This is a genomic window from Paenibacillus agaridevorans (genome assembly GCF_018604145.1).
GTDB lineage: Bacteria > Bacillota > Bacilli > Paenibacillales > Paenibacillaceae > Pristimantibacillus > Pristimantibacillus agaridevorans.
Genome location: NZ_CP075889.1, coordinates 4,219,771 through 4,243,013 on the forward strand (window position 1 = coordinate 4,219,771; position 23,243 = coordinate 4,243,013).

Annotated in this window: 13 protein-coding genes; all 13 read right to left on the bottom strand. The window is 53.2% G+C overall.

Annotation, left to right across the window (positions count from 1 at the left end):
• Nucleotides 1-151 precede the first annotated feature (151 nt).
• The 13 genes from KJW29_RS17610 to KJW29_RS17670 all read right to left on the bottom strand — a co-directional run bounded on the left by KJW29_RS17610 (nucleotide 152) and on the right by KJW29_RS17670 (nucleotide 23,150).
• Nucleotides 152-1,561 carry a restriction endonuclease subunit S gene (locus tag KJW29_RS17610; RefSeq protein ID WP_214630766.1) on the bottom strand — a complete coding sequence of 470 codons (1,410 nt, stop codon included), beginning with the start codon at nucleotides 1,559-1,561 and terminating at the stop codon, nucleotides 152-154.
• Nucleotides 1,554-3,041 carry a class I SAM-dependent DNA methyltransferase gene (locus KJW29_RS17615; RefSeq protein ID WP_214630767.1) on the bottom strand — a complete coding sequence of 496 codons (1,488 nt, stop codon included), beginning with the start codon at nucleotides 3,039-3,041 and terminating at the stop codon, nucleotides 1,554-1,556. The genes KJW29_RS17610 and KJW29_RS17615 overlap by 8 nt, the downstream gene beginning before the upstream one ends.
• Entirely contained in the window at nucleotides 3,042-6,293 is a 3,252-nt protein-coding gene (hsdR, locus tag KJW29_RS17620) for a type I restriction-modification system endonuclease (protein WP_214630768.1), read from the bottom strand.
• Nucleotides 6,294-6,416: 123 nt separating this feature from the next.
• On the bottom strand, nucleotides 6,417-7,136 hold the full coding sequence (locus KJW29_RS17625) for a DUF6946 family protein (RefSeq protein ID WP_214630769.1): 720 nt from the start codon (nucleotides 7,134-7,136) through the stop codon (nucleotides 6,417-6,419).
• 265 nt (nucleotides 7,137-7,401) lie between these two features.
• A complete protein-coding gene (locus KJW29_RS17630) occupies nucleotides 7,402-8,010 on the bottom strand; it encodes a Uma2 family endonuclease (RefSeq protein WP_343222820.1) in 609 nt (202 codons plus the stop codon).
• A 96-nt stretch (nucleotides 8,011-8,106) separates the two neighbouring features.
• On the bottom strand, nucleotides 8,107-8,397 hold the full coding sequence (locus KJW29_RS17635) for a hypothetical protein (RefSeq protein WP_214630770.1): 291 nt from the start codon (nucleotides 8,395-8,397) through the stop codon (nucleotides 8,107-8,109).
• A 98-nt stretch (nucleotides 8,398-8,495) separates the two neighbouring features.
• Nucleotides 8,496-11,960, bottom strand: coding sequence for a UvrD-helicase domain-containing protein (locus KJW29_RS17640; protein ID WP_214630771.1), 3,465 nt, complete (start codon nucleotides 11,958-11,960; stop codon nucleotides 8,496-8,498).
• Nucleotides 11,953-15,102, bottom strand: coding sequence for a PD-(D/E)XK nuclease family protein (locus tag KJW29_RS17645; protein ID WP_214630772.1), 3,150 nt, complete (start codon nucleotides 15,100-15,102; stop codon nucleotides 11,953-11,955). Before KJW29_RS17645 ends, KJW29_RS17640 begins: the two co-directional genes overlap by 8 nt.
• 918 nt (nucleotides 15,103-16,020) lie before the next feature.
• Nucleotides 16,021-18,195 (bottom strand): alpha-amylase family protein, encoded by a 2,175-nt coding sequence (locus KJW29_RS17650; RefSeq protein WP_214630773.1) that lies wholly within the window; start codon nucleotides 18,193-18,195, stop codon nucleotides 16,021-16,023.
• 158 nt (nucleotides 18,196-18,353) lie between these two features.
• Complete coding sequence (locus KJW29_RS17655) at nucleotides 18,354-19,886, bottom strand: sulfatase (RefSeq protein ID WP_214630774.1); 1,533 nt, start codon at nucleotides 19,884-19,886, stop codon at nucleotides 18,354-18,356.
• Nucleotides 19,867-21,324, bottom strand: coding sequence for an ABC transporter substrate-binding protein (locus tag KJW29_RS17660; protein ID WP_214630775.1), 1,458 nt, complete (start codon nucleotides 21,322-21,324; stop codon nucleotides 19,867-19,869). Before KJW29_RS17660 ends, KJW29_RS17655 begins: the two co-directional genes overlap by 20 nt.
• A gap of 26 nt (nucleotides 21,325-21,350) precedes the next feature.
• Nucleotides 21,351-22,169 carry a carbohydrate ABC transporter permease gene (locus KJW29_RS17665; RefSeq protein WP_214630776.1) on the bottom strand — a complete coding sequence of 273 codons (819 nt, stop codon included), beginning with the start codon at nucleotides 22,167-22,169 and terminating at the stop codon, nucleotides 21,351-21,353.
• A gap of 84 nt (nucleotides 22,170-22,253) precedes the next feature.
• Nucleotides 22,254-23,150: a carbohydrate ABC transporter permease gene (locus tag KJW29_RS17670; protein WP_087565903.1), complete on the bottom strand. Its 897-nt coding sequence runs from the start codon at nucleotides 23,148-23,150 to the stop codon at nucleotides 22,254-22,256.
• Between the last annotated feature and the right edge of the window lie 93 nt (nucleotides 23,151-23,243).

Sequence of the window (23,243 nt, forward strand, 5' to 3'; positions counted from 1 at the left end):
TTTTCACTTCATGCAGATTTCCACTCCAGGCATTTACGAGGTTGATGAGACGAACAGCAATCGCAAGCTCTTCCTTCGTCACTGTGGTTAGATCGTGTCTTGGGAAGAACTCGCGCAACCTCACCTGCCGCACTTCTTTTTACAATCCTCTTTAAAATGATTCATCATCAATATGGTTTGTACCTAGCACTCCAGAGAATGCCTTCATCAACATTCCATTAATCAATAAATCAATTTCTGGTTGGTAATTTTCCAGTTTATTTAAAGCATCATTATCACTATTAAAAACACAATCTAAGACTTTCATAATAACTCTTTGTTCTTCTATCGGCGGTATTGGAACTAATAAGTTTTGCAGAATTGATTTATTAATCTTAGGCATATTACCTGCAGTACCAGTTGCATTTTGCCTGAAATACTGTTTTCCATACATTGAATTAATCCAATGTACCAGATATTGATTTAATACAACAGTTTCATTTACTTTACCTTTCATAATTAAGTCGGGATAAATACTTTCATTATCTGCTCCTGTAAAAATTGCCGATGTTCCTACATACTCGATCGAATTAGCACGTTGAATTAAAAAATCCCCGTTTTTCAACCAAAGATATGAATCTTGTTCTATACGTTCATCAACGTACTTAAATTCATCGTTTTTATAATATCCCTTTGTAATTGCGCCTAATTTTAATGTTTTTGTGATAAAACTTGATTCTGTGGACTTCGGGGAATAGCCGTTTCTAGGAAACTCATCAAATAAAAATTCTGCCCTTACCCATTTCCAACTATCAGGTATTTTAGAATCATAATATGCATAATTTTGCTCGGTCTTTAAATCATTTTTTATGAAATTCTCTTCCCGCCACTTCTTCGTGAGCTCACCACGAAAAACTTTATCTAAAATTGCCGCTCGACGAAGTTCAAAGGTCGCCTTGGCTTCATCAATTAATTGTTTGGCTTGATTGATTTTGTCCAAGAGTCTTTCGACTTTGTCAGCAATTCGTTTTTGTTCGTTTAGTGGTGGGAGCGGAAGTTTCAAATCTTGAATTCTATGCAGGGCTAACTTCGGTTGAGAGGTTGATTTCATTGAATTTTTAATTTGATTTTTTAATATTTCAGTATTTAATACATAATAGATGTATCTATTCGTTGAATACTTTATATCCGTTATCTTTGCTGCATTTTCAGTCAAATTTGCTCCATCAAGAAAATCTGGAATAATTCCACACTTACCAATGGTACCTGCAATTGAAATATATACATCATCTTTTGAAATGGTATACCTTGAGATCTTACTTTGAATATCTTGAGAAATATATTTCAATCCATCACAATTTATTGTACCATTCTCAAAATCACTAACACGAATATATGGATGATTTGTAATTTCATCAACAAAATCAGCTCCAGCTGGTAACCTTTTACCACCTTTGACTTCAGCTATTGACTTTATTCTAACCCAAACCCAATTCCCCGGCACCTCATAAGGCTGCTCCTCTACCGGCACCAAAGCCTCTTTCAATAACTCTTCCTGCGACTTCGTACTTTTCTTACTCATTGCCGTACACCCCGGATACTTCCGCGACTTTCTCCAATACTGGTTTGCTTTCCTCATAGCCAGCCGAATTCGTCTCAATGGCCTTCAATTCAGCGACTACTTCGCCAAGCAATGCGAGTGCTTCCTCAAGCTTCGCCATCGCTTCTTCCGCAGAGTCGATTGGATCAGGAAGGTTGTCGTAAGCAGACAGCGACTCGTCAGCGATCAATCCGATATCGAGACTATCGTCCTTTTTACGGATATCTTCGCGTGTAAACACGTTCCAACGTTCGTCTTCGACCTCCTTACGATCCTCAGCTGTATAAGCTGCCACAAACGCATCAAAATGAGCCGTAGTCAGCGGTGTGCGCTTGCCGAAGCTTGGCATATTCGTGCGTAGATCGTACACCCATACGTCTTTTGTGCTGTCCTTGTCCATCTTCTCTCGCGTGAAGAACAAGACGTTCGTTTTAACGCCTTGTGCATAGAATATACCGGTCGGAAGCCGTAATATAGTATGCAAATTGCACTTATCCATCAAGTCGGCACGGATTTTTGTGCCCACGCCGCTCTCGAACAAGACGTTGTCCGGCAGGACAACTGCCGCGCGCGCTTTGCCGTTCGCCTTCAGGGCACGATAAATATGTTGAAGGAAGTTCAGCTGTTTATTCGTCGTCGTGAATGTGAGGTCATCACGCGTCGGACGTTCGCCGCCTTGCTTTGTGCCGAAAGGCGGATTCGTCAGAATGACATCGAAGTTTTTAAGGTTGGCTCCATCGTCAGATAACGTATCGCCAAGTATAATTTCGCCTTGAATGTCATGAAGCATCGCATTCATCATCGCGAGGCGATGCGTATCTTTTACTAATTCAACGCCTGTGAATGCTTGATGCTTCTGGAAATCAGCCTCTTTCTCCCCAAGGTCGAAGTAATCGTCCGTCTTGCTGCGCACATGACGATCTGCTGCAATCATGAAACCAAACGTTCCTGCGGCAGGGTCGTTACAACGCTCGCCAGGCTGTGGATCTGCCAGCTTGGTAATTACATCAATGAGCGGACGTGGCGTAAAATATTGCCCCGCTCCAGACTTCGTCTCGCTGGCGTTCTTCTCCAGTAATCCCTCGTATAGATCGCCTAGCCCTTCTTCCTTCGCGCTGTACCAATCAAGCTGATCGATGGACGTAATGATTTTCTCAAGGTTTTTCGGCTCGTTAATATTTGAAGCAGCATTCATATAGATCTGTTTAATCGTCTCATTACCTTGGTTGCCAAGATCAAGCAGCAACTGGCGGTAATGCTGTTGAAGCGCCATGCCATGACGTTCCGTCAGCGAATCCCAACGGTACTGTTCCGGCAGAATACCTTCGTTGTTGGTTTCTTTCATCATTTTCAAGAACAGCACGTACGTCAGTTCCGTTACATATTGGTGATATGTGATGCCATCATCCCGCAGCACATTACATAGATTCCAAAGTTTCTGTACGATATCCTGATTGCCCATTTATGCGTAATCCCTCTTTCGCGGCGTATATAGCGCCGTATTGATCGTTGATACAATCGTGTCCATATCGCCATCAAATATTTTATTCAACTGCTTGTAGCCGCCTCTACTCTTGAACGGTTCTACTTCGAACGCCTTCTCTGGGTTCGGATCCAGAACCGATTCCTGAAGCAGCTGTTTCTCGATTCGTTTCAGCCAGTCCTTCTGGACCTTCGACCAGACCTTCATATCATAAATCTTTTTCATCGCGCCTTCAATCCGCTCTTCATGGCTAATTAATGGATCGCCGAGCGCCTGCTGACGGATGAAGCTGATTATATCAGCCGCAATATCCTCGTTCTTCGCATCCCGCCATGCCGCTTGCAGCATTTTCTCCGAATAACCCTTTTGATCGAGCTCCACCCGCAGCTTGCGCAGCTCATCGCGCGTTAAGTCATTCGGTCGTGTGCAGATAATCGTAAGAGCAGGAATAAGGTTCAGGTTCTCTGTAATAAACAAATGGAACCCTTCCAAGTAATCCTCCGGCTTATCAGCTTCTCCATAACCGCGTGAGGTGGAGAGCAATTTATCTTCATGCTCCGAAATATAGATCCGGTGTCCCCTGCCGCGATTCTCATCTATAAAAGCAATCAGGGACTTCTTAGCCTTCAAATCGGCAATCGCTTGAAGAGCACTCATGCTTTTCAAATCATCGATAATCTTATCAATACTCACCCCGCCGGACAAAGCCTTGAAATCATCATAGTCCTTCTGCGTCCATGTACGTTTCTTGCGCTGAATCTTGGCAATGATCTGCTCCTTATGCGGCATGCCCTTCTCTTCGCTCTCCAGCTGTGCAAGCTCGTCCACCAGCACATCAAGCGACACTGTCGGTTTCGCCACTACCGGTTTCATGTCCGTGTAAGGTTTCAGCGTCTCGTAGATTCCAACGGCATCATAAATCATGAAATGATCCTTGCCGATCTCATCGCATCGTCTCGTCGCTCTGCCTAACATCTGCTCGTACAAGATCCGCGAACGAACACGGCGCAGGAATACTAGATTCGTAATGCTTGGAATATCTATGCCCGTTGTCAGCAAATCAACCGTTACGACGATATTCGGCAGCCTTTCATTCTTGAAGAGCTTTATGGCATGCAGCGGATCTTTGATTGAACCGGTAATTTTGAGCACGGCGTTGTCGTCTACCGCTCCGTATGCCTTTCCTAGCTCTTCTTTCAATATTCGTACGACCATGTCTGCGTGATCATCGGTAGCGGCGAAAATAAGCGTTTTCCCTTCGGATTCCGGATCGATATATTTCGTCAACTCTTCCAGAATAACGCGATTGAAGTTTTCCGTAATAACCGTTTTGTTAAACTGGGTTACTTCAAGGTTGATCTCATCTTGAAGCAGTTCTTTCTCAATATTGCCTGAAGAAATATCATATACGGCAACCTCTTCGCCAACCTGCCACTTGATCCCATGCTTTTTCAGCTGCGTCTCGAATTGCATAGGAGGTTCATGATCAATCAAATATCCATCTATAACGGCTTCCCGATAAGAATAATTGTATACGGGACGTCCAAAAATCTCTACCGTATGCAGAGCCGGCGTCGCTGTCAATCCTATTCGGACCGCATCGAAATAGTCTAGTACCTTACGGTATTTGCTTACGTAATCTTCGTGATCGCGAAATTCCAACTCCAGCTCGGACATTTCCTTATCAAGCGTATAACCTCGATGGGCTTCGTCGACGATTACGCAGTCATATTGGTCAACGGATGGAATATCCGCATCGTCTGTTTCATTATAGAAAATACGCTTAACCAATCCTTGTACGGTTGCAATCTGTACTTTGGTCTCTGTATTCGGCTTTTTATCATCCAACGACTGAAGTTCAAAAATCTCCGTAAACGAATGATAGCTCTCCAACTTGGAATCTTTAAACGCAGCCTCTGCCTGATACCCTAGCGCCGATCGGTCTACGAGAAACAAAATACGATTAAAGCGGTTATGCTTGATCAGACGATAAATAAGCCCGATTGCCATACGGGTTTTCCCGGTACCTGTCGCCATCGCCAGCAAAATGTTGCGCTGCCCGCTATCTATCGCTCCCTCGACTGACAGAATGGCATCCTCTTGGTAAGGACGAAGCTTTAAGTAATCCAAGGTTTCGTCACGCAGGTCCTTGGCAGCTTTCTCCGTATCTTGCTTCAGTAATTCTTTCAGCCCTTGCGGAGAATACCATGCTTGCAGGGGACGAGGATGGTTCGTCGGTTTGCGAGCGTCTAGGAACCAAATACCCGACAGATGCTTGAGCTGCTCCAGATACGGTCGACCATTCGTTGAGAACAAGAACGGGGCCTGATAGTTTCCCCATGGTCCATTAACGATCTCATCGCCATGTCTTACAACATGCATCGCATATTTTTTGGCTTGGGCAATATCCGCTTCTACGTTCTTGCTGATTCGCTTCGCTTCTACTATCCCGACTAATTCTAATCCGCAGAATAACGCATAGTCGGCGAATCCAACCTTCAGCGCCCATTCCGCAATCGCCATATTACGCCCTTTCTCGGGACGCGTGCCAAGCCCAAAACGCAACTTCTGGGAATCGGCTTCCCAGCCGGCTTGCCGGAGCTTCTCGTCAATAATGAGTCGCGTTTCGGCTTCAGTCAGCTTAAAAGCATTGCCCGCTTGCCTGGACTTTGTATGTCGCATCCGTTTGTCCTCTTGCGTAATGTTCGTCTGCTGCTGGCGAAGTATTTCCAACTCCTGCTGGAGCTTCGCCATCTTTTCTTCGTAGGCTTCTGTCAACTGATACAAATGTTCTTCGTTGCCGGCGTTATCTTGCTGTTCTACTGGCTCTATATACTCAGGTGCCTGGAAGTTCCAATCGCCGTATACTTGCATAAACCATACGCTAAGCCGAAAAGCCAGCAACGTCAATGCACGAGATTCAGGCGTTGTACCGTAACCCGACTCGTGGACGGCTTTGTTTCCGATTTTACGTAAGGTATGCAAATAATCCACGATATCGTCGGAGATCAGATCTTCACGTTTCAGTTGCGACAATCGATCGACTTGAGTAAGTTCCTTTGTTTCGTCCATCTCTTCCATTGCACATATGTATTTCGTCAACGTTTCTCCGAACATACGAAGCTTAATGAGAGATGTATTCGGGTCTACGAATAAATTACGCTCCGCCATCTCGCCAAGGTTCGATAAGATCTCCCAACGATCTTGCAAGAACTCAAAGTTGCCAGCCATGTAGAACACCTCGATACTTGGTTGATATTGTGTCTATTGTAACATGTTTACACGCCGCAAAGTCGTCATTTTCCTCGCACCTGGTAGAATTCTCCTCCGTGTATTTGCGTGAACGTATGTCCTTCATATGCTTTCAGGTTTCGCCATACCCTGTCGATCTTCGAAGCTTTTGTGGTCCGCAAGCCAACCAAACCATAAATCTATGCCGTTGATATGCAATGGTCCTGAGATTGCACCTGCTTTTCCTTCTATTCCATATAAGGCTAAGAATGACTGATAGTCTAATAAACCAGCTGATCTATCACTAAAAGAGTGGACAAGCACCACGGCATGTCGAGCATGATGACGCTTGGCTTCTAGAAGTGCGGAAGCTGTGCGATGCAGCAACTGATACCTTTGGGAGTGTATTTTGATATTGTCGATATCTCTTAAATTTAATTCGTCTAAAAGAAACTGCAAACGCCTCATCTTCCCATCGCTTGCTTCCTTCAACCAATCCGCAACGGTCGGGCCAAACGTCTCATTTACTTTACCTTCCACCATGATGGTCATAAGATCGTGTGCATTGCGAGCCAGGACGAATAGATCATTCTGAGAAGGAGCTTGTTTCGTGTCCAGATAGACCGGGTGTTCAGGGAACATGGCGAGCGGCTCTAGTTTGCGAAAGACATCGGACCCTGAGTCTATAAATAATTGTTGGACAGCCGAAGGAAACTTTGACTTCGGGATTTGTGTCCAAGAATGGGCTAACTCAAATGCCGAAAACCTCTCAACCCAATGTTTTCCTGGATCGGTAAGCAATGATCTCCAACTCTCCATATCAGTAAGCGGGACATATAACATAACTTATGGACCCCTTTCCTCATCCTTGGATAACTTCAAAAAAGTGCATTTCAGTCTTTCGCCAACATAAGTGTAAACGAACATTATAGTTAATTCGACCTATGACCAAAACAATCCTTTATCACAACAACCGAAAATACCCCTGCCCCTAAGCTACCATGCACACGAAGTGAGTTTGGGTAAATCCGATTCGCGATGCTCCATTAAATGCAAAAAGACATCTGCCGGATTACCTCCGAAACAGATGTCTATCCATTTTTTATTTTCAATTCGAAAGATCCGGCACTCGGCTCAAAATGTCCCCCATGGTAAAGGACACGCACGGGATATGATTCGAATGTACCGTCATCTCCGAGGTAAATATCTCCGACAGCAAGTAGGCTTCACCATTCAGCTCATATCGTTCGAGCGCGCCTAACGTGGGATCGACGATCCAATATTCCGGAATGCCGTATTGTGCATAACTTCGCGACTTATCGAGCTTATCTCTTCGAAGAGTGGAGGGTGACAGGATTTCGACGACCAGATCGGGCGGTCCCTCGACACCGCGATGGCTCACGATGCCGAGACGGCTGCGATGTATCATCATCAGATCAGGTTGACGCACCTCAACCGCGCTTAAGATCAAATCGACGGGCGCGCTTAGAATCAGATAGTCCGCATCGCAAGTGTCCGCCATTCGTTTCAATATTTCAGCGCTAATAATTTGATGGGGAACGGAAGGGCCAGGCGACATTAACTCCAAAACACCGTTCGCAAGCTCATATCGGTTGCCGTCATCCAAAGAAGCATAGTCCTCGTACGTGACTTTATCTTCTTTCACCCTATCCGGATATGAATGGCCCTTGCGCTTAATCTCCTTGTCATCCATCATGCCGATCCGCCTCCCCCTTACAATCTCATTGGCTACAAAAACGAACGTATATTCTCCACCAATTGTATCATGAGCTCGTATAGCGGACAATTCCTGTCATTCCTTCGCTCTATCCGCCCGAATCCATTCTTTTAATTTTTCCATGCTGTCAGGGTACTCATCCGCTAACTCGACATGCTCCATTAAAAACCTTTCTCCTTTTTCCAACAGCCTGGCCGGCTTTAGTGAGAAGCGATCTCCGACTCGTAATATCCGTTCTATGTAACCTTGTTTCTCCAGCAGCTTTATCATCCGTTCGAACTCGACATCCTTGAGTCCATACACTTGTCCGCTAATGTCGGCTCTTTTGTCCTTTATTTCTTTCAGAATGCTGAATCCTACTCTCATGGATACCGTCTCCATTTCCAAGCGTCCTTAGCAGATCCGGAGGCTCCGCTGTCCTCATCCATGACGACAGCGGTCCCCCATGCAAGATCGGAACGCGCCTATCCTTCTGATGCGTCGCTCCAGCTTGTTCCTTCCTTAACATAAGTCCCCGTCCCCGCAAAATAAAGCCCCGCTTCCTTAACCGGGAAACCAAACGTCTTGCTCCACTCCTCTGCGTACGCCAGCACTTGCGGACGATAAAAGTCGATAAACGACTGCAGTCTCCCATCCGGCACGGCGTCCGTCTTGAAGTCCACGATGACCCAGCCGTCCTCTTCCTCGAAGAGGAAGTCGATGACGCCTCGGAGAAGAAGGTCTGATCCCTCGTCCTGGACCTCGTATGCAGTGTTCCTAAGTTCAGCTGCGCGCGATGGGCCTGCCTTCTCAGCAATGCTCCGCGGGCTTGCCATTCCGGCAGTGTGCGACGAGATTATCTTCTCAGCAGACACTTGCTTCCGGATCATGAGCGGCACTTCGAACAACCGCCGCTTTGCCCGCAAGCTTCGCTGCCACAGCTCGCTCCCGAGGATGGCTCGAACGATTGCCGCAGCATCGACGATATGCTCGGCCGCAAGTCCCTCTTCTTCGGCAAACATCCTGACGCCAGCCTCTACTCTCTCCTCCTGCAGTCCCTGGCCAGCGAGCTCGATCGCACGATGCACGACGCTGCCGAAAGCGAGCCCCCTTCCCGTCGCCGACCATTCCGGGATTTCTCCACCGTTTTTCGTCTGCCCCGTTACCGATGCCAAGCTGTAGGTTGGAGCAGACAGCCGCCGCAGTCGCTCATCTCGCTTCTCTTGTATCCGCACCATATCCGGCGCCACGGTCATGGTTTCCTTGCGTTCCGGCTCCAGCTCCGGCACGTCCAGCTCGCGCACCAGATCCATGCCATGCATAAGCGGCGTCCACGGGCACTTGGCGGGCTGTTCCGGGTACAAGCTGACGACCAGCATTTGCTTGGGCCGTGTAGCTGCCACGTACAACAGCCTATCCTTCTCCGCATTCGCGAACAGCCGCTCCCGCTCATTCATGTCACTCCAGCCCGGCGGCTGCGCCACGACCTCGCGACCGTACTCCCCGACTTTCCGGCTCATCGTAAAATACCCCTTGGCCGTCTCCCCCGATCGGTCGATATATTCCGTCGCGTCATGATCGGTTTCGCCGCTGGGGCAAGCCAGGATAACGACCGGCGCTTCCAGCCCTTTCGCCTTGTGCAAGTTCATAATGCGTACCGCTCCATTGCCGCCCGCGTACAAGCTGGAAGTTTCCATGCCCCGATCAGCCAGCAGCTCGCCGATCATGCGGCTAAGCGCCGGCCAGCTGGCCGCTGAGGCGGCGTCGTTTTGCAAAAGCTGCATTAATCGCACGAGCGTCCCTGCACGAACCGCACCCGCTTGAAGCGTCGAAACGTACGGCAAAATGCCCAGATCCTCGATAATTGCCGCGAATACCGACATCGCGCTCGAATTTCCGCGAAGCCAATCCCGATACATGCGAAGCTTCGATAGCGCCGCACGAACGGGAAGGGCTTCCTTGGGGCACGCCTCCTCATCCGGAAAGCCGTGGAGCGTTATTCGCCCCGCCGCCTCTTTATAGGCCCATAACGCCCGGTCGCTCACGCCGAACAACATCCCCCGAAGCACGCCTAACAAGGCGGCGGAATCGCCGGGATCATCGAGGTAACGGGCAAGCTGCCAGAGCGCAACGAGCTCTTCGTAGATCGTCCGGCTCCCCGACGTATCGGATGGCAAGCCGTACAGATCCAGCTGCTCCGCGTACAGATGGATAAATTCGCGCGTCTTCGTCAGGATGAGAAAATCGCCCGGCACCGCGGCGCGGCTTCCCCCGTCCCTCTCCGCGATGCGAATGCCGCCCTTGCTTTTGCCTGCGCCGCCGCAAGCCCATGCGATATAAGCGGCGATCCGCCCCGCGTCGAGCTGCGCGACGGCGGCTTTGCCTCCGGCTATTTTCGGATACGTAAGCGCAAACACGCCGAACGGCGAGCTTTTGCCCCCGGCTGGATTAGCCGCCCTCGTCTCCATATGCACATAGGCGGCTTGATGCGCCGTTTCCTCCTGCGGCAGCTTGCCGACGAATTGGCCGTTGATGAAATCGCCAATGGCTTGCGCCGACCGGAAGTTCGCCGTCAAACGAAGCACCGCCCCGCAGCCTTCGATTCGCGCCTTCACTTCATTATAGATCGAAATATCGGCCCGCCTGAACCGGTATATCGATTGCTTGGGATCGCCCACGACGAACAGCGAGCCAGGCCGCGGCGTCAACCGGCGCCAATCGCGTTCATGACCGCTCCCGGTTGTTTCTCCCGTCAGCAAAAACATAAGCTCCGCTTGAATGGGATCCGTGTCCTGAAACTCGTCGACAAGCAGCCTCGTATACCGTCCCGCATAATAGGCCCGAACCTCCCCGTTCTCCCTGACAAGCTTCGCCGCTTCCATAAGCAGATCCTGGAAATTCAGCTTGCCTGCCGCGAATCTTTGCTCCCGGCATTTATCAAGCGCAGGACGCACGAAAGCAATCAGCTTGGGGTACAAATATTCCCGCCACTCCTGAAGGAACGGGAACAATACATCGCGCTGCCATTGGGGGAAGCGCCGCTTCATCTCGCTCGCCTGCTCCTTGGAGGTCCACCTGTTCAATGTCACGTCAAGCTTCCGGTCGAACGACTTGGCGAGCTCCAACACGAACCTATCATTTTTCAAATTTTCATACTTCAGCTTCTGCAGGCTTTGGCGCACCAGCTTCTGCACCGCATCCCAGCCGCTTGCCGGTTCGGTTGTTGGAAGAAAAGGAGCAGCGGCGTCCAGCAATGGAATCAATGTCGCTCTAATGAGCTCGCAATCGGGCTGTTCCCGTTCCTCCGCCGGCAGGTCGACGTCCATGAAACCCGATACGCGATCAAATACGTCCCTGAGCGTATTTACGTCGACGCCAAGGCCGATCAGCTCCTCCAGCTTGCGGGTCTCCGACTCGTTTAGTGCAGACATATAAGTGTCCCAACAGATCTCCCGGAACGACTTGTCGCTTTCCTCATCCATTTCTTCGAATGAAGGGTCCAGCCCCGCTTCGATCGGACGCTCGCGCAGCAAGGAACCGCAGAACGAATGAATCGTGCCGATAAAAACAAGATCGAGGTTCGCAAGCGCACCGGCGTATCGTTGTGCGCGATGGGAGCCCGCGGCAGCAACAGGTGGTGCGTCCAAGACAGCGGTGGGGGCGTCCGCGGCAGTAGCCGGGGCGCCCGCCGACGCTTGCCGATAGGCTTGCTCCAGCGCCAGCCGGAATCGTTCCTTCATCTCGTCGGCCGCCTTGTTGGTGAACGTGATGGCGGCAATCTCTCCCACGCGCACTCCGGTTTCGATCAAAGCAAGGAGCCGCCCGACGAGACTTGTCGTTTTGCCCGAGCCCGCTCCCGCCTCCACTAAAAGCGTCGTGTTCAGATCCGTCAAAATGCGCTCGCGATCCTGTAGATCGGCCAGTCTATCCATCCCGTTTGCATCAGCCATAGCTCTCCACCTCCAGCAGCGTACCCAGCAGTCCTCCATTGCCTTCCAACTGACGTTTCTCGACCATTCGCGTCGCATGGGCGCCGCACACCGAAGCATAGTCGCACCATCGGCATTGCTGAATATCGGACGCCGGAATAAACAAGCCGCTCTCGCGGGAGTCCAGCAGCCCTTTGATAACGACGGCAAGCTCCGATCTGCGATTCTGCTCCCTTCGCACGAATTCGCCTCGCCCCTTCGCCGTTGGAAATCGGTAATCGGCCTCCGTGACCGATGCTTGGGCATCGTAACCGGATGTCCGCAGCCACTGCTCGGCCGCAACGGAGTAGATCGCATGCTGGAGCTGCGTCCCGCCGCTGAAATATTCGGAAAGTTTAAACTTGGCCGGGCTTCCGGTTTTGTAATCGATAATCCGGTATTCATGCGGTCCGATCCGATCGATCCGGTCAATAAAACCTTTTAGCCTAATGCGCATCCCGTTCGCCAGCTCGACCTCCATGGGCTCCCCAGCCTCCGTCTTCAGCTCCAGCTCGAAAAATAGCGGTTGATCGGCATTAACGGATTCCACATGGTAGAACACATCCGCATCCCGCCGCAGCTCCTCGGCTTCCTTATCGAATACATGGCTGCTTGGCGCAGGAATCCGTGAAGCAAATTCCGACAGGACCTGTTCGAGCAGCCGGTTCAACCGCTCGCGTTCGTGCACGGCTGCTCTCGCGCCGTTCCCCGTCGCTTCCTCCATATACCGCCGATACGTCTCGTGAAGCAAGCTGCCTTTTTCGTTCGCCTGCAGCCAGCTCGTTCGATCCAGCTCCGCCGTCTCTTTGGAACGCAAATTCAACACATAGCCGAAGTAATATCGCAATCCGCAGCTTGCGTACTGCTCCAGCTCGCTGACGCTGATATAATCCCGCTTTGGCACTATACCGGGGCTGGACTCGCCTTGGCGGTCTCCCTGCTCCATCACTCGATTAAGCTCGCCGATCCAGCCGTCATACGCCGACAATTCGTCCGCCTGCCTAAGCGTGACTGCCCGATACCCTTCCGCCAGCGCCGGATAACTGCCGCGTATGGCTTCGCGTCCGTCCAGCCGCTCGCCTCTTGCGTTCGCCAGCAGCTTCGCCCAAGCGTCGATTCCGTTTAGCGGCAATCTAACGGACTCGGCATTTGGCGGGGCATGATGTGCGGCTTTCGGCGCGGTACTCGGTCCGGTATTCGGCACGGTTTTGGGTGCGGTATTCGGCGCGGTATTCAGTGCGATATTCAGTGCTGCATTCGGCGCTGCATTCGGCGGGGCATGATGGGCGTTTTTCGGCACGGTATTCGGTGCGGTAACTGGCGCTGCGGCCTTCTGGGGTCGATTCGCTTGCCCTATATAGCCTCCGGCAGCCCAGCGCATATCCAATACGCCGTACGGTTCGCCAAGAGCGTCCGACAAAGCGCCAAAATCTTTGGTCGCATCTCCAGTCCTGAGCCGAAAAAGCTGCAGCATTTCGAAAGCAGCGCCATGACTCTTCTGTTCGCCGGGATCGTAGGACGAGTAGCTGAGCCACAGCTCGCCCCGAAGGAATCCAATTCGGGATTCGCGCTCCAGCCTTTGGGCGCTTGCCCCTTCTCTCCTTGTCGTCAAATCCGGCGAAAGCCGAATTCTCTCCTTGTCGAGGAGTACGGGATCCTGCCTGGCCGATACGCTCCAGGAGCTTTCGTCCATGCCGGGAATCCAGAACAGTCCGCGTCCGCTCCATCCTCCCCCCGCAAGCGAGCTGACGTGAATCGCTCCAGGCTTCGGCGTCGGCGATACGCGTATGCGAATGCCGTCAAGCATCCCGCGCACGTAACGGATCGCAAGATCCCTGGACATGCTCCCGGATGGCGACTTGGCATGCGTAAGCGCCAGCTCGCGCAGCGACGAATGTACGCCGGCATCCTCCGGTGATCGTCCCGCCGCGTAGATCGCCACGTTGCGAGCCAGCCAATTCAACAGTTCGAAAGGATGCCATTGGTCATTGTCCGGCAGGGAGCCGAACCATTGCAACGCATGGGCATGCAAGGCGGCGCCTTGTTCCCTATCCCCCTCGGCCAGTCCCGATGGCCCCAGCAACGAGATATATCGGTCCTTGCCCCAACCGATTCCGGATTGCTCGAGCAGACGGATCCAGCTGTTTTGCGTGAAACGTTCGTCCTCGATTCGCAAGCGCCCATGCCGGAGCAGCTCCGTCAGCTTGGATACGGGATACCCTTCCTGTATCCAATCCAGCAGACCGAGGGCTGCTTGCCCCGCCGGGCAATACCCGATCGGCAGGCCGCTCGACAAAGTACAGGCAAGACCCAGCGCTTTCGCGTGATCGTATACGATAGGCGCGTAACGCTCGTAATCCGCCGCCATAATCTCGATGCCGTCAATTGAATCCACCTGCCCCAGCATTCTCCGCAGACCTTCTCTCACTTCCGCGATGGGCCCGGAAGCGCTGAACAATGCAATGGAGTTTCCCGCGAAGCCCGCATTTTGACCGAATGGCGCCTCCGCTTCTAAAATCTCTAATCGTTCTCCCGCGATCCGCACCGTCATCTCCCGCTCCGCCCGCGTCCATCCCGTCGGCTCAATCGCCAAATACACCGTATCCTCGCTGTCTGGCGTTACGTAATGCACGAGTCCCGCGAAATCCGTGGTCCGGTGCTCGGTTAGATACGACTCGTATCTCGACAGAAGCTGCCGCATATACTCGGCTTTGCCGGAATGCGTAAACGCTTCTGCCCGCAGATCTGCAGCCGCAAGCCGCGCAAGTCTAAGTTCGCCCAAGGAACGATTTACTCCATCGACGATTCCGGGCTTCAGATTGCCCTCATGGATGTAGCCGGTCGGCGCCTCAGTCGCCAACTCCTCCATCAGCATTCGTACAATCCAAAAGACTTGCCCCTCCTCAAGCAGTGTAATGCCATTCAGGAACAACTCCAGCTTCGCTCTCTTTGCCGCAAGTCCGCGCACGGTCTCGATCTCCACATTCGCAATCGCGCCGGCACGGGCGCACAGTCTCTCCAGCAGTTGCTGCCCTTGCGCGTAGGAATGCGCAAGAAGCACCTTGCGTCTAAGCGGCTCCCCGGTTACTGCCTCCAACAGTCGATCCATCAGATCCTTGGGCATGACGGTCACCTCAACTTTGCAGGATTGGAAATTTCTCTCTTCCATTCTAACATTTGAACGGAAAACGTCACATGCCGAATTTGAATCGGGAGATCTGACTCATGAAAAGTAATTTTTCCGGTTGATTTCATTGTAAGCCGTCGCTGCGACAACAGGATGTCAGCGAATCGATGTTCGGATTCGAACAAACAGACGAGATTCTGAAGGGCGCTGGCGGCTGGGGACGAGCGTATGTGTATGAAAAAGCGAGTACATTGGGGCGCGGGGGGCCGAGACGAGCGTATGTGTATGAAAAAGCGAGTACATTGGGGCGCTGGCGGGCCGGGACGAGCGTATGTGTATGAAAAAGCGAGTACATTGGGGCGCTGGCAGGCAGGGACGAGCGAATGTGTATGAAAAAGCGAGTACATTGGGATGCTGGCAGGCAGGGACGAGCGAATGTGTATGAAAAAGCGAGTTCATTGGGGCGTTGGCAGCCAGGGACTAGCAATTGTGTATGAAAAAGCGAGTTCATTGGGGCGTTGGCAGCCAGAGACTAGCAATTGTGTATGAAAAAGCGAGTTCATTGGGGCGCTGGCGGGCCGGGACGAGCGTATGTGTATGAAAAAGCGAGTTCATTGGGGCGCTGGCAGGCCGGGACGAGCGTATGTGTATGAAAAAGCGAGTTCATTGGGACGCTAGTGGCCGAGGGCGGACGTATGTGTATGAAAAAGCGAGTTCATTGAGGCCCTAGAGGGCGAGGATGAGCGAATGTGTATGAAAAAGCGAGTACATTGGGGCGTTCGGGGAACGAGACGAGCAAGATAACAACCGGCAAGCCCCTACTCTTGGGCTTACCGGTTGTCGTAATAATATGACTATAAGTTCAGAAGCCCGAAATTACGAAACGCTAATTGCTGCCAGAGAAGCTGGCGCGCATTACCGCTTAAGCTGCACAATCGCGTGAATATGCAGCTTCGGCACGGTGAAAGCGACGCCGTCATCCATGCGGCGCAGCGGCAGCTCCAGCCCTTCCGGCTGCAGAACAGCCTGCTTGATCGAGCTGTCGCGTACCGTAACGCCTATGTCGTGCATCGGCGTAATCGTTTCGATCGGCGCATAAAACGCCGTGCTTTTTTCTCCGACCTGCACGCTTTGGTACTGGATAAGATGCAGGAACCGGTCGTCGCCGCGTTCCATCAGGTTCGCCTCGACATGTGCCGGAGCTTCCACCGTAAACGGCTTCTGCGTATCGTACGCGTTAAGCAGATTGCCCACGATGCGGCGCACCCAGAAGTGATTCGAATGCCAATACGACCGGAATACCGGCGCGGCGATGTAAAGCGCGGTTCCTTCTCCGTAGCGGTTAACCGTAATCGCTGGATAATCGCTTTCAAGCCCTGCCGGCGGCAGCGGGTGGCGGAACGCGCGGTTGCGAGCCGGCACGGTGAGCGGCCACTGGATACGGCTGCGCGTTTCGGCCGTCGTCGGCGTTACCTTGAGGAACGGCTCCTCGACCAGTTGCGGGATGCGGGCAATACCTTGCCACAGCTCTTCGTCTTCCGTCATATACGCAAACGGATACGGCGTCCGCTCCCGATACTCCACGCCGAAGACGTCGGCAAGACCGAAGCGCAGGAAGCCGGCCTTCGACAGACCCGATGCACCGCTGCCAGGCACTGCGCTGCCTCGAACAGACACCGCGCTTGCCGAAGCGGCCTCGATTGACGCGGCCGCTGTCAAAGCGGCACCTGTTGTCGACGGGGCAACAGGCGCTCGACCCAAAGTGGCCGCGCCTTCCGCCAGCAGCAAGCCGCCGCGCGCGACGAACCGGCGAATGCGCTCCTGCGCCGCCTCGTCCAGTTCCACCGTCTCCGGCAGCACGACAACCTTATAGCCGTCCAGCTCCGGGAAGGCGCTGTTGCAGTAGAGGTCGAACTGGTGATGTCCCTCCAGCAGCATTTTGGCCGCGCCGAACGTGGAAGCATCATCCTTGTCGTGATACCAGTTCGTCGTATTGGTTCCGATCAAAGCAATGTGCGCCACGCTTCGCGCTCTCAGACAATACGCTTCGCGCTGCTCGACGAATTCGAACGCTTCGCCGATGACATCGTAAACGCCCTGTTGCAGCGTTCCGTCCGGCAGCACCTGGTCGCCGATATTGACAATGCCGCCGTTCGCCAAAATCGTCGCGAACTCGTATTTGAGCTGCTCTGGCGTCTTGCAAGACATAAGGCCCCAGCCTTCCGTAAACCGCACGGTCATGATCTGCACCGGCACGTCCAGCGTGCGAATATGGCGGGCGCGGATGGAATGGTTGTAAAACGTGCCCGTCGCCGACGGCTGCGATTCCCACAAGCCGTAATCGCTCGTCAGGTTCAGCTCCTCCGGCTCGCCCATTCGCCAGGCGCCGTTGCAGTTGACCAGCACCTCGGGCCGGATCGCCTTTACCAGCTCGCGGATTTCCTGCATCGTGCGGATCGCCGTGCGGCGGCCGAAGTCCCTGACCGTCTCCGGCTCGTCGCGGTACAGCTCCGTCGTCAGCTCTCGCCCCGTCTCCTCGCGGAATTTTTTGCGGCAGTACGTGCAGAAGCATGTATGGTTATGCTGGTACGGAATATCGAACAAGTAGCCGTCGAAGACATACTTCTCCGTAATCTCGCGCACCTGCGGAATAACCAGTTCCTCGCGGTACGGACTGTTGAGGCAAGGCAGCTCCCATACCGTCCCTTCCGAACCGCGAACGCTGCCGTTTTCGTCGATCTGGTACCAGTCGGGATTCTGCGTCACGGCGTAAGCATCCGTGCCCAGCGAATAATAGGCGATAACCTTAAGGTCGTATTTGCGCGCCTCTTCCAGCACTTCCCCGAAGAAGTCGCCCTTAAGCCCGTTATGCTTATGTCCGTATTCATTATCGTAAAAGGCGTTGCCAAAGTGGCATTTCGTAAATACCCCGATTACGTTGGCCCGGGCGCGCACGAAAGTTTGCACAAATTGTTCGGAATCGAACTTCGCGATCGCGCCGACCGGAAATTCCGGCATATGAAAGTCCACATGCACCTGCCTTGTGTAATCCCAGAACCAGTTGTCTCCGTCTCTCGTCATTGTTGTCATTGCTCCGGCTCCTCTCCAGTCGTTGAACTCGTTCCTCTATGCTGCTTCCTCGCAACGAGGGCGGGGCGGAGGCGCAGCAGCGCCATCCGCCCCGTCTTTGAACCTTGGTGGCCCTGCTTTAGCACGGCCCGCGGTCTGCAGGTCATCGCAGCCCGCTTTTACAGCCCCAGCCGTACCGCCTGCTCGGGCGGCGCGCCCAGCTCCGCGAGCTTTTCGCGCAGCGCCCCTCGCATGACGGCGAGCTTGTCCGGATGAATCGCCGCCCGGTTTACCGTTTCGCCCGGATCCTCCGACAGACAGGTCAGCCATGTCGGCTCCGGCCATGAGGCCGTAACGACGGCCCTGCGGCCTTCTTCGACGGGACCGAGCTCGTATTCGATAAATTTGGCGGCATGATGGCTGTACCAGTACAATGGTTTGTTGCTTGCCACAGGCGTCTGATGAAGCATCCATCGCCCGTCCGTCAGCGATACGCTGCGTCCGTACATGCCGGTGATCGCGTAAGAGCGCGTCGGCGCATCCGGCGACATGACGGCCGGTACAAGATCGACGCCATGTATCCCCTCCGGACACGGGATTCCAAGCACGCTAAGCACCGTCGGGTAGATATCGACAAGCTGCGCGAGCTGCTCGCGCCGTTCGCCCTGCGGACCTTCCGGGTGCGCGATCACAAGCGGAAGCCGGCTGCATGAAGCAAAATGATGCGTCTGCAGCTTGCCGATGCGGCCGCGGTCGCCGTTGTAAGTGCCATGATCGGTCGTGAAGATCAGCACGGTGGACTCCCACAGCCCATGCTCGTCCATCTTGTCCAGCAGATGTCCGAGCCACTTGTCGGTCAAGACAACCTGCGCCGCATACCTCGCCTGCACATGTCTCAGCTGATCGGGCGTCATATGCCGCTCCCATTCGTCGTACGGCACCATCGAGTTCCAACGTTCCACATCATAGCCGCGCGGGTCGAACATCTTCAGCAAATCTTCCGGCGGATCCCAAGGTTCGTGGGGATCGAAGCAATCGATGTGCAAATAAAACGGATCATGCGTATGGTTGCCGTCCAGCCATTCGGCCGCGCTGCGGAATACCCGCTCCGCAAACGGAGCGCGCTCCTCCGGTGGAAGCGCCGCGAGGTTGCGGAAATGCCGCTCGACCTTATGCGTATCCCCATCCGGCACCTCGAACTCGACGGGATCGGTCTTCCAGGCGTCGGCTTCGTGTCCTCTTACAAACTCGAAGCCGCTGTAGCCCATATGATAGTTGCCGGCCCCTCGCTCCCACAAATGGAAGTGATCGGTCACAAGGTAGCTGACCGGCCGTCCTTCGCGAAGCTGCTGCGCCAGCGACTGGTTGGACGAGCCCGAGATAACGCGCGGCAGATCCGCGTCATCGTCCTCGAGCGGTCCCCAGCCGCGCTCAAGAAACTCATAGCGCCCCGTATAGATGTCGCGGCGAGCCGGCATGCAAGGCGTAGAGCCTGCCCATGCCTGGTCGAACACGACGCCGCGCTCCGCCAGCCTGTCCATATTGGGTGTCGGCACGACCCAATCGGGCTGCTGCGCATGCGTCACGCCGGATAGCGGAAGGCCCCCGTGATAGGGGCCGCAGTGATCCCGCCGCAGCGTGTCGCAGACGATGACGATGCAGTTCATCGGCCGCGAAGCGCTTACGGTCGCCTTATTTGGAACCGTAGCCATTGTCCTTGTTCCAGCTGTTCTGTGTGGCTGCCGCTGCCATGTCCGTCGTAAGCGTATTGTTCATTTCCGTCGTAAATTTCTCCAGATCGATCGAACCTTCCAAATACAGCTGGCCGATTCTCACGAGATCCTCATTGAGCTTCTTGTCGATATGGGCCGCGTAGAAGTTGACGAGAATACGGTCGCCGACGAATTCGAAGCCTTTGAGATTGTCCGGCAGCTTCGCGCCCGACAGCGTCGTCGTCAGGTATAGCTTGTTGCCAAGAATCGACGCGACATCCGGCGAGGTCAAATATTTCAGCACGTCGACAACGACGTCAAGCTTCTCGCCCGTCACCGTCTTAGGCACCGTATACACGCCGTCCGGGTAGCCGCCGAGCTCGTAGTAGCGCTCCGAAGCGTCCGGATGTTCGGCCTTCGTCAAGTAAGGAAGCGCGAACGTGCCGTATTCGAATTTGCGGCCGCTGAAATCCTGAATCGATTTGAGCTCGAAGTTGCCCGCCATCATCATCGCCACGTCGCCGCGCAGGAACATCTGCTTCGCCGTGTCGCCGTTGACGCCGTTGTAGCCTTTGGCCCAATACTGCGACCAGTCCTTGATGATCGGGAATACCCCGTTCCACTCCGGGCTCGTCAGGTCGATCGTCTTTTCGGAGACGGCGCCGACGATCTCGTTGAGTTCCAGCTGCTTGTTTCCGTTATAGTCGTACGAAGCCACCTTATCGGCCGCGATCTGGTTCGTCAAAATATTCGTCGCCCACAATAGGTGGTTGTCGCCCGGCTTCGAATTGGCAAAGGCGAACGGAGTAACGCCTGCGTCTTTCAGCGTTTTCTGCACGTTCAGAAATTCGGTCCATGTTTTCGGAACTTCCAGATTATATTTGTTGAACAGATCCTGGTTGTAGAACACGCGGATCGCCAATGTTTGCAGCGAAATGCCCGCAAGCCTTCCGTCCACGGGGTTTTTCATCTCATTGAATACGGTTGGCGCAAAAGTATCCTTCCACACCTTATCCTCGTTGTACGGGTTCGGCTCGTCGTAGCGCGCCGTCAAGTCGGTCAGCAGATCCTTGTTCAGATCCTCATGCGTCCATGTATAACGGCTTGGGAAAATATCGGGCGCCGTGCCGCCAATCAAAGCGGTAGTCATCCAAGTGCGCGCGGCGTCGCCGTCATTGGGTGTGTACTCGATTTTAAACGTGACATTCGGATGTTGACTGGTATAACCGTCGAGAATTTCCTTCCAGACCGTCTTCGTCTGCTCTTCCTTCGGCGTCTCCATCGCGAATCGCAGCTCGACCGGCGCTTTGTCTTGACCCGGCTCGGCGCCGTTTGAATCCGGTTTGTTGTTTCCGTTGCTGCTGCAGCCTGCAATGACGACCGACAACGATAAAGCGGTTACGAGTAACGATTTGTACCAACGATTGCTTTTGCTCATGTGCTGAACACCCCTAGTTTATATTCCTAACCTTTGACCGCGCCGGACGTAATGCCGGAGATAAAAGGTTTGGTAGCGAGAAAGAAAAATGCGAGCAGAGGCAGCGACGAGATAACGTAACCCGCCAGCTTGACGCTGATGCCTTGGTCAAGCGTACCGGTAACCGTCGACAGAGCTAGGATGACCGGTTTTACCGAATCCCCGGTTGTGGCAACCAGCGGCCAGATATAGTTGTTCCATCCCGCCAGGAAATTAAGAATCGCGACGGTCGCGATCACGGGCAGAGACAACGGCATTACGATGCTTGCATAGATGCGCCATTCGCTGGCGCCTTCCGTATCGGCTGCGTCGAGCAGGCTTTTCGGAATGCCTTCGAAGAACGCCCGCATGAGGAACGTCGCCATCGATGCGCCGAACGCCATCGGCGGGAAAATCTGGCCTTGATACGTGTTGAGCATGTCCAGCTTCTGCACCAGCATAAACTGTGGAATAAGGAGCAGGAAGCCGGGAATCATCATCAGCGACAAAATAAGCAGGAACAAGGCGTTTTTGCCGGGATAATCGAAACGAACGAACGAATAGGCGGCCAGGGACGAGATTATAATAACCCCGACCACGATACAGGACGAGATAAACACCGTGTTCCAGATAAATGGCGCGATCTGGCGGAACGCCGACGCGTAATTGTCTCCGTGCAACGGCAACGACGGCGTCCAGAACTCCAATATCATTTGGTCAAAATGTTTGAACGAGCTAATGAGCAGCATATAAAACGGGAATAGTGTAAGAACGAGCAGGAAAACGAGTCCCGCGTACACTCCCCACGACGTCTTGCGGTCCGTCATGACGGCGATTCCTCCTTCTGTGCGGATATGGCGCGGTTTGGCGCGCGTGGCATGAGCCTGTTTCACCCAGCTGCGGTCGCACGGTCAATCGATTTTGTCCGTGTCGCGGATAAACCGCTGGTTCACCCAGGTCAGCAGCAGCACGGCCGCAAACAACGTCACTCCGATAGCGGAAGCATAACCGAGCCGGCTGTAAGAAAATCCTTGGATGTATAAGTACAGCGCCGGCGTCATCGTCGACGTGCCGGGACCGCCGTTCGTCAGGACGAGAACATTTTCGAAGCTTTGAATTTGATTGATCAGCGTAAGCACGAGAATCAGCTTGATCTGGCTGCGCACAAGCGGCAGCTCGATATGTTTGAAACGTTGCCAGGCGTTCATTCCGTCCAGCTTTGCGACTTCGAACAGTTCCCCCGAGATGGCCATCAGACCGGCAAGATAGAGCAGAAAATTGATGCCTCCGATCCAAGGGAAATTGACGAAGACAATCGACGTAAACGCCGTTTTGCTCTCGCCAAGCCAGGCATGCGTCCATGATTCCAGGCCAACGACTTTAAGAAATTCGTTTAGTACGCCGTATTCGCCCGCAAATATCCACTGCCATGTCAAAAACACGATGATAGACGGTATAACGAGCGGTACGACAAACCAAACTTTGAAAAACTGCTGCAGCTTCCGGTTCGTTACATGAAAGACCAGCACGGCCGCAATTAGCGGCACGATCAGTTGAATGATGACCGCCGCGAACGTAAATCCCGCGACGTTGCCGAGCGAATCCAGAAACGTAGCGTCCCGGACCAACTCTTTGAAATTGGCCAAACCTACGTAAGACTTGACGTTTGCCCCGTTCCAATCGTACATCGACATGCGCAAAGCGTCGAAAAACGGGATGAATTTAAAGGATGCCAGTACGGCAAACACGGGAATCAAAAACAAGTATCCCTTCCAATTGCGGCGCAAACGCGCCAATGAAGCGCTCATGATGCGTATCCCCCCTCCTGTCGGCTTCACGCCGATCTCTTATCCATTCCCTTGCGGCGATGTTCTCAGTATAAAGAAAGCGGTTCAATTTCA

Excerpts from the sequence above, each read along its gene's own strand:
- KJW29_RS17660 (WP_214630775.1), bottom strand. The coding sequence starts at position 21,324 with ATGAGCAAAAGCAATCGTTGGTACAAATCGTTACTCGTAACCGCTTTA.
- KJW29_RS17610 (WP_214630766.1), bottom strand. The coding sequence starts at position 1,561 with ATGAGTAAGAAAAGTACGAAGTCGCAGGAAGAGTTATTGAAAGAGGCT.
- KJW29_RS17615 (WP_214630767.1), bottom strand. The coding sequence starts at position 3,041 with ATGGGCAATCAGGATATCGTACAGAAACTTTGGAATCTATGTAATGTG.
- KJW29_RS17655 (WP_214630774.1), bottom strand. The coding sequence starts at position 19,886 with ATGGCTACGGTTCCAAATAAGGCGACCGTAAGCGCTTCGCGGCCGATG.
- KJW29_RS17645 (WP_214630772.1), bottom strand. The coding sequence starts at position 15,102 with ATGCCCAAGGATCTGATGGATCGACTGTTGGAGGCAGTAACCGGGGAG.
- hsdR (WP_214630768.1), bottom strand. The coding sequence starts at position 6,293 with ATGGCTGGCAACTTTGAGTTCTTGCAAGATCGTTGGGAGATCTTATCG.
- KJW29_RS17630 (WP_343222820.1), bottom strand. The coding sequence starts at position 8,010 with ATGATGGATGACAAGGAGATTAAGCGCAAGGGCCATTCATATCCGGAT.
- KJW29_RS17650 (WP_214630773.1), bottom strand. The coding sequence starts at position 18,195 with ATGACAACAATGACGAGAGACGGAGACAACTGGTTCTGGGATTACACA.
- KJW29_RS17635 (WP_214630770.1), bottom strand. The coding sequence starts at position 8,397 with ATGAGAGTAGGATTCAGCATTCTGAAAGAAATAAAGGACAAAAGAGCC.
- KJW29_RS17625 (WP_214630769.1), bottom strand. The coding sequence starts at position 7,136 with ATGTTATATGTCCCGCTTACTGATATGGAGAGTTGGAGATCATTGCTT.
- KJW29_RS17665 (WP_214630776.1), bottom strand. The coding sequence starts at position 22,169 with ATGACGGACCGCAAGACGTCGTGGGGAGTGTACGCGGGACTCGTTTTC.
- KJW29_RS17670 (WP_087565903.1), bottom strand. The coding sequence starts at position 23,150 with ATGAGCGCTTCATTGGCGCGTTTGCGCCGCAATTGGAAGGGATACTTG.
- KJW29_RS17640 (WP_214630771.1), bottom strand. The coding sequence starts at position 11,960 with ATGGCTGATGCAAACGGGATGGATAGACTGGCCGATCTACAGGATCGC.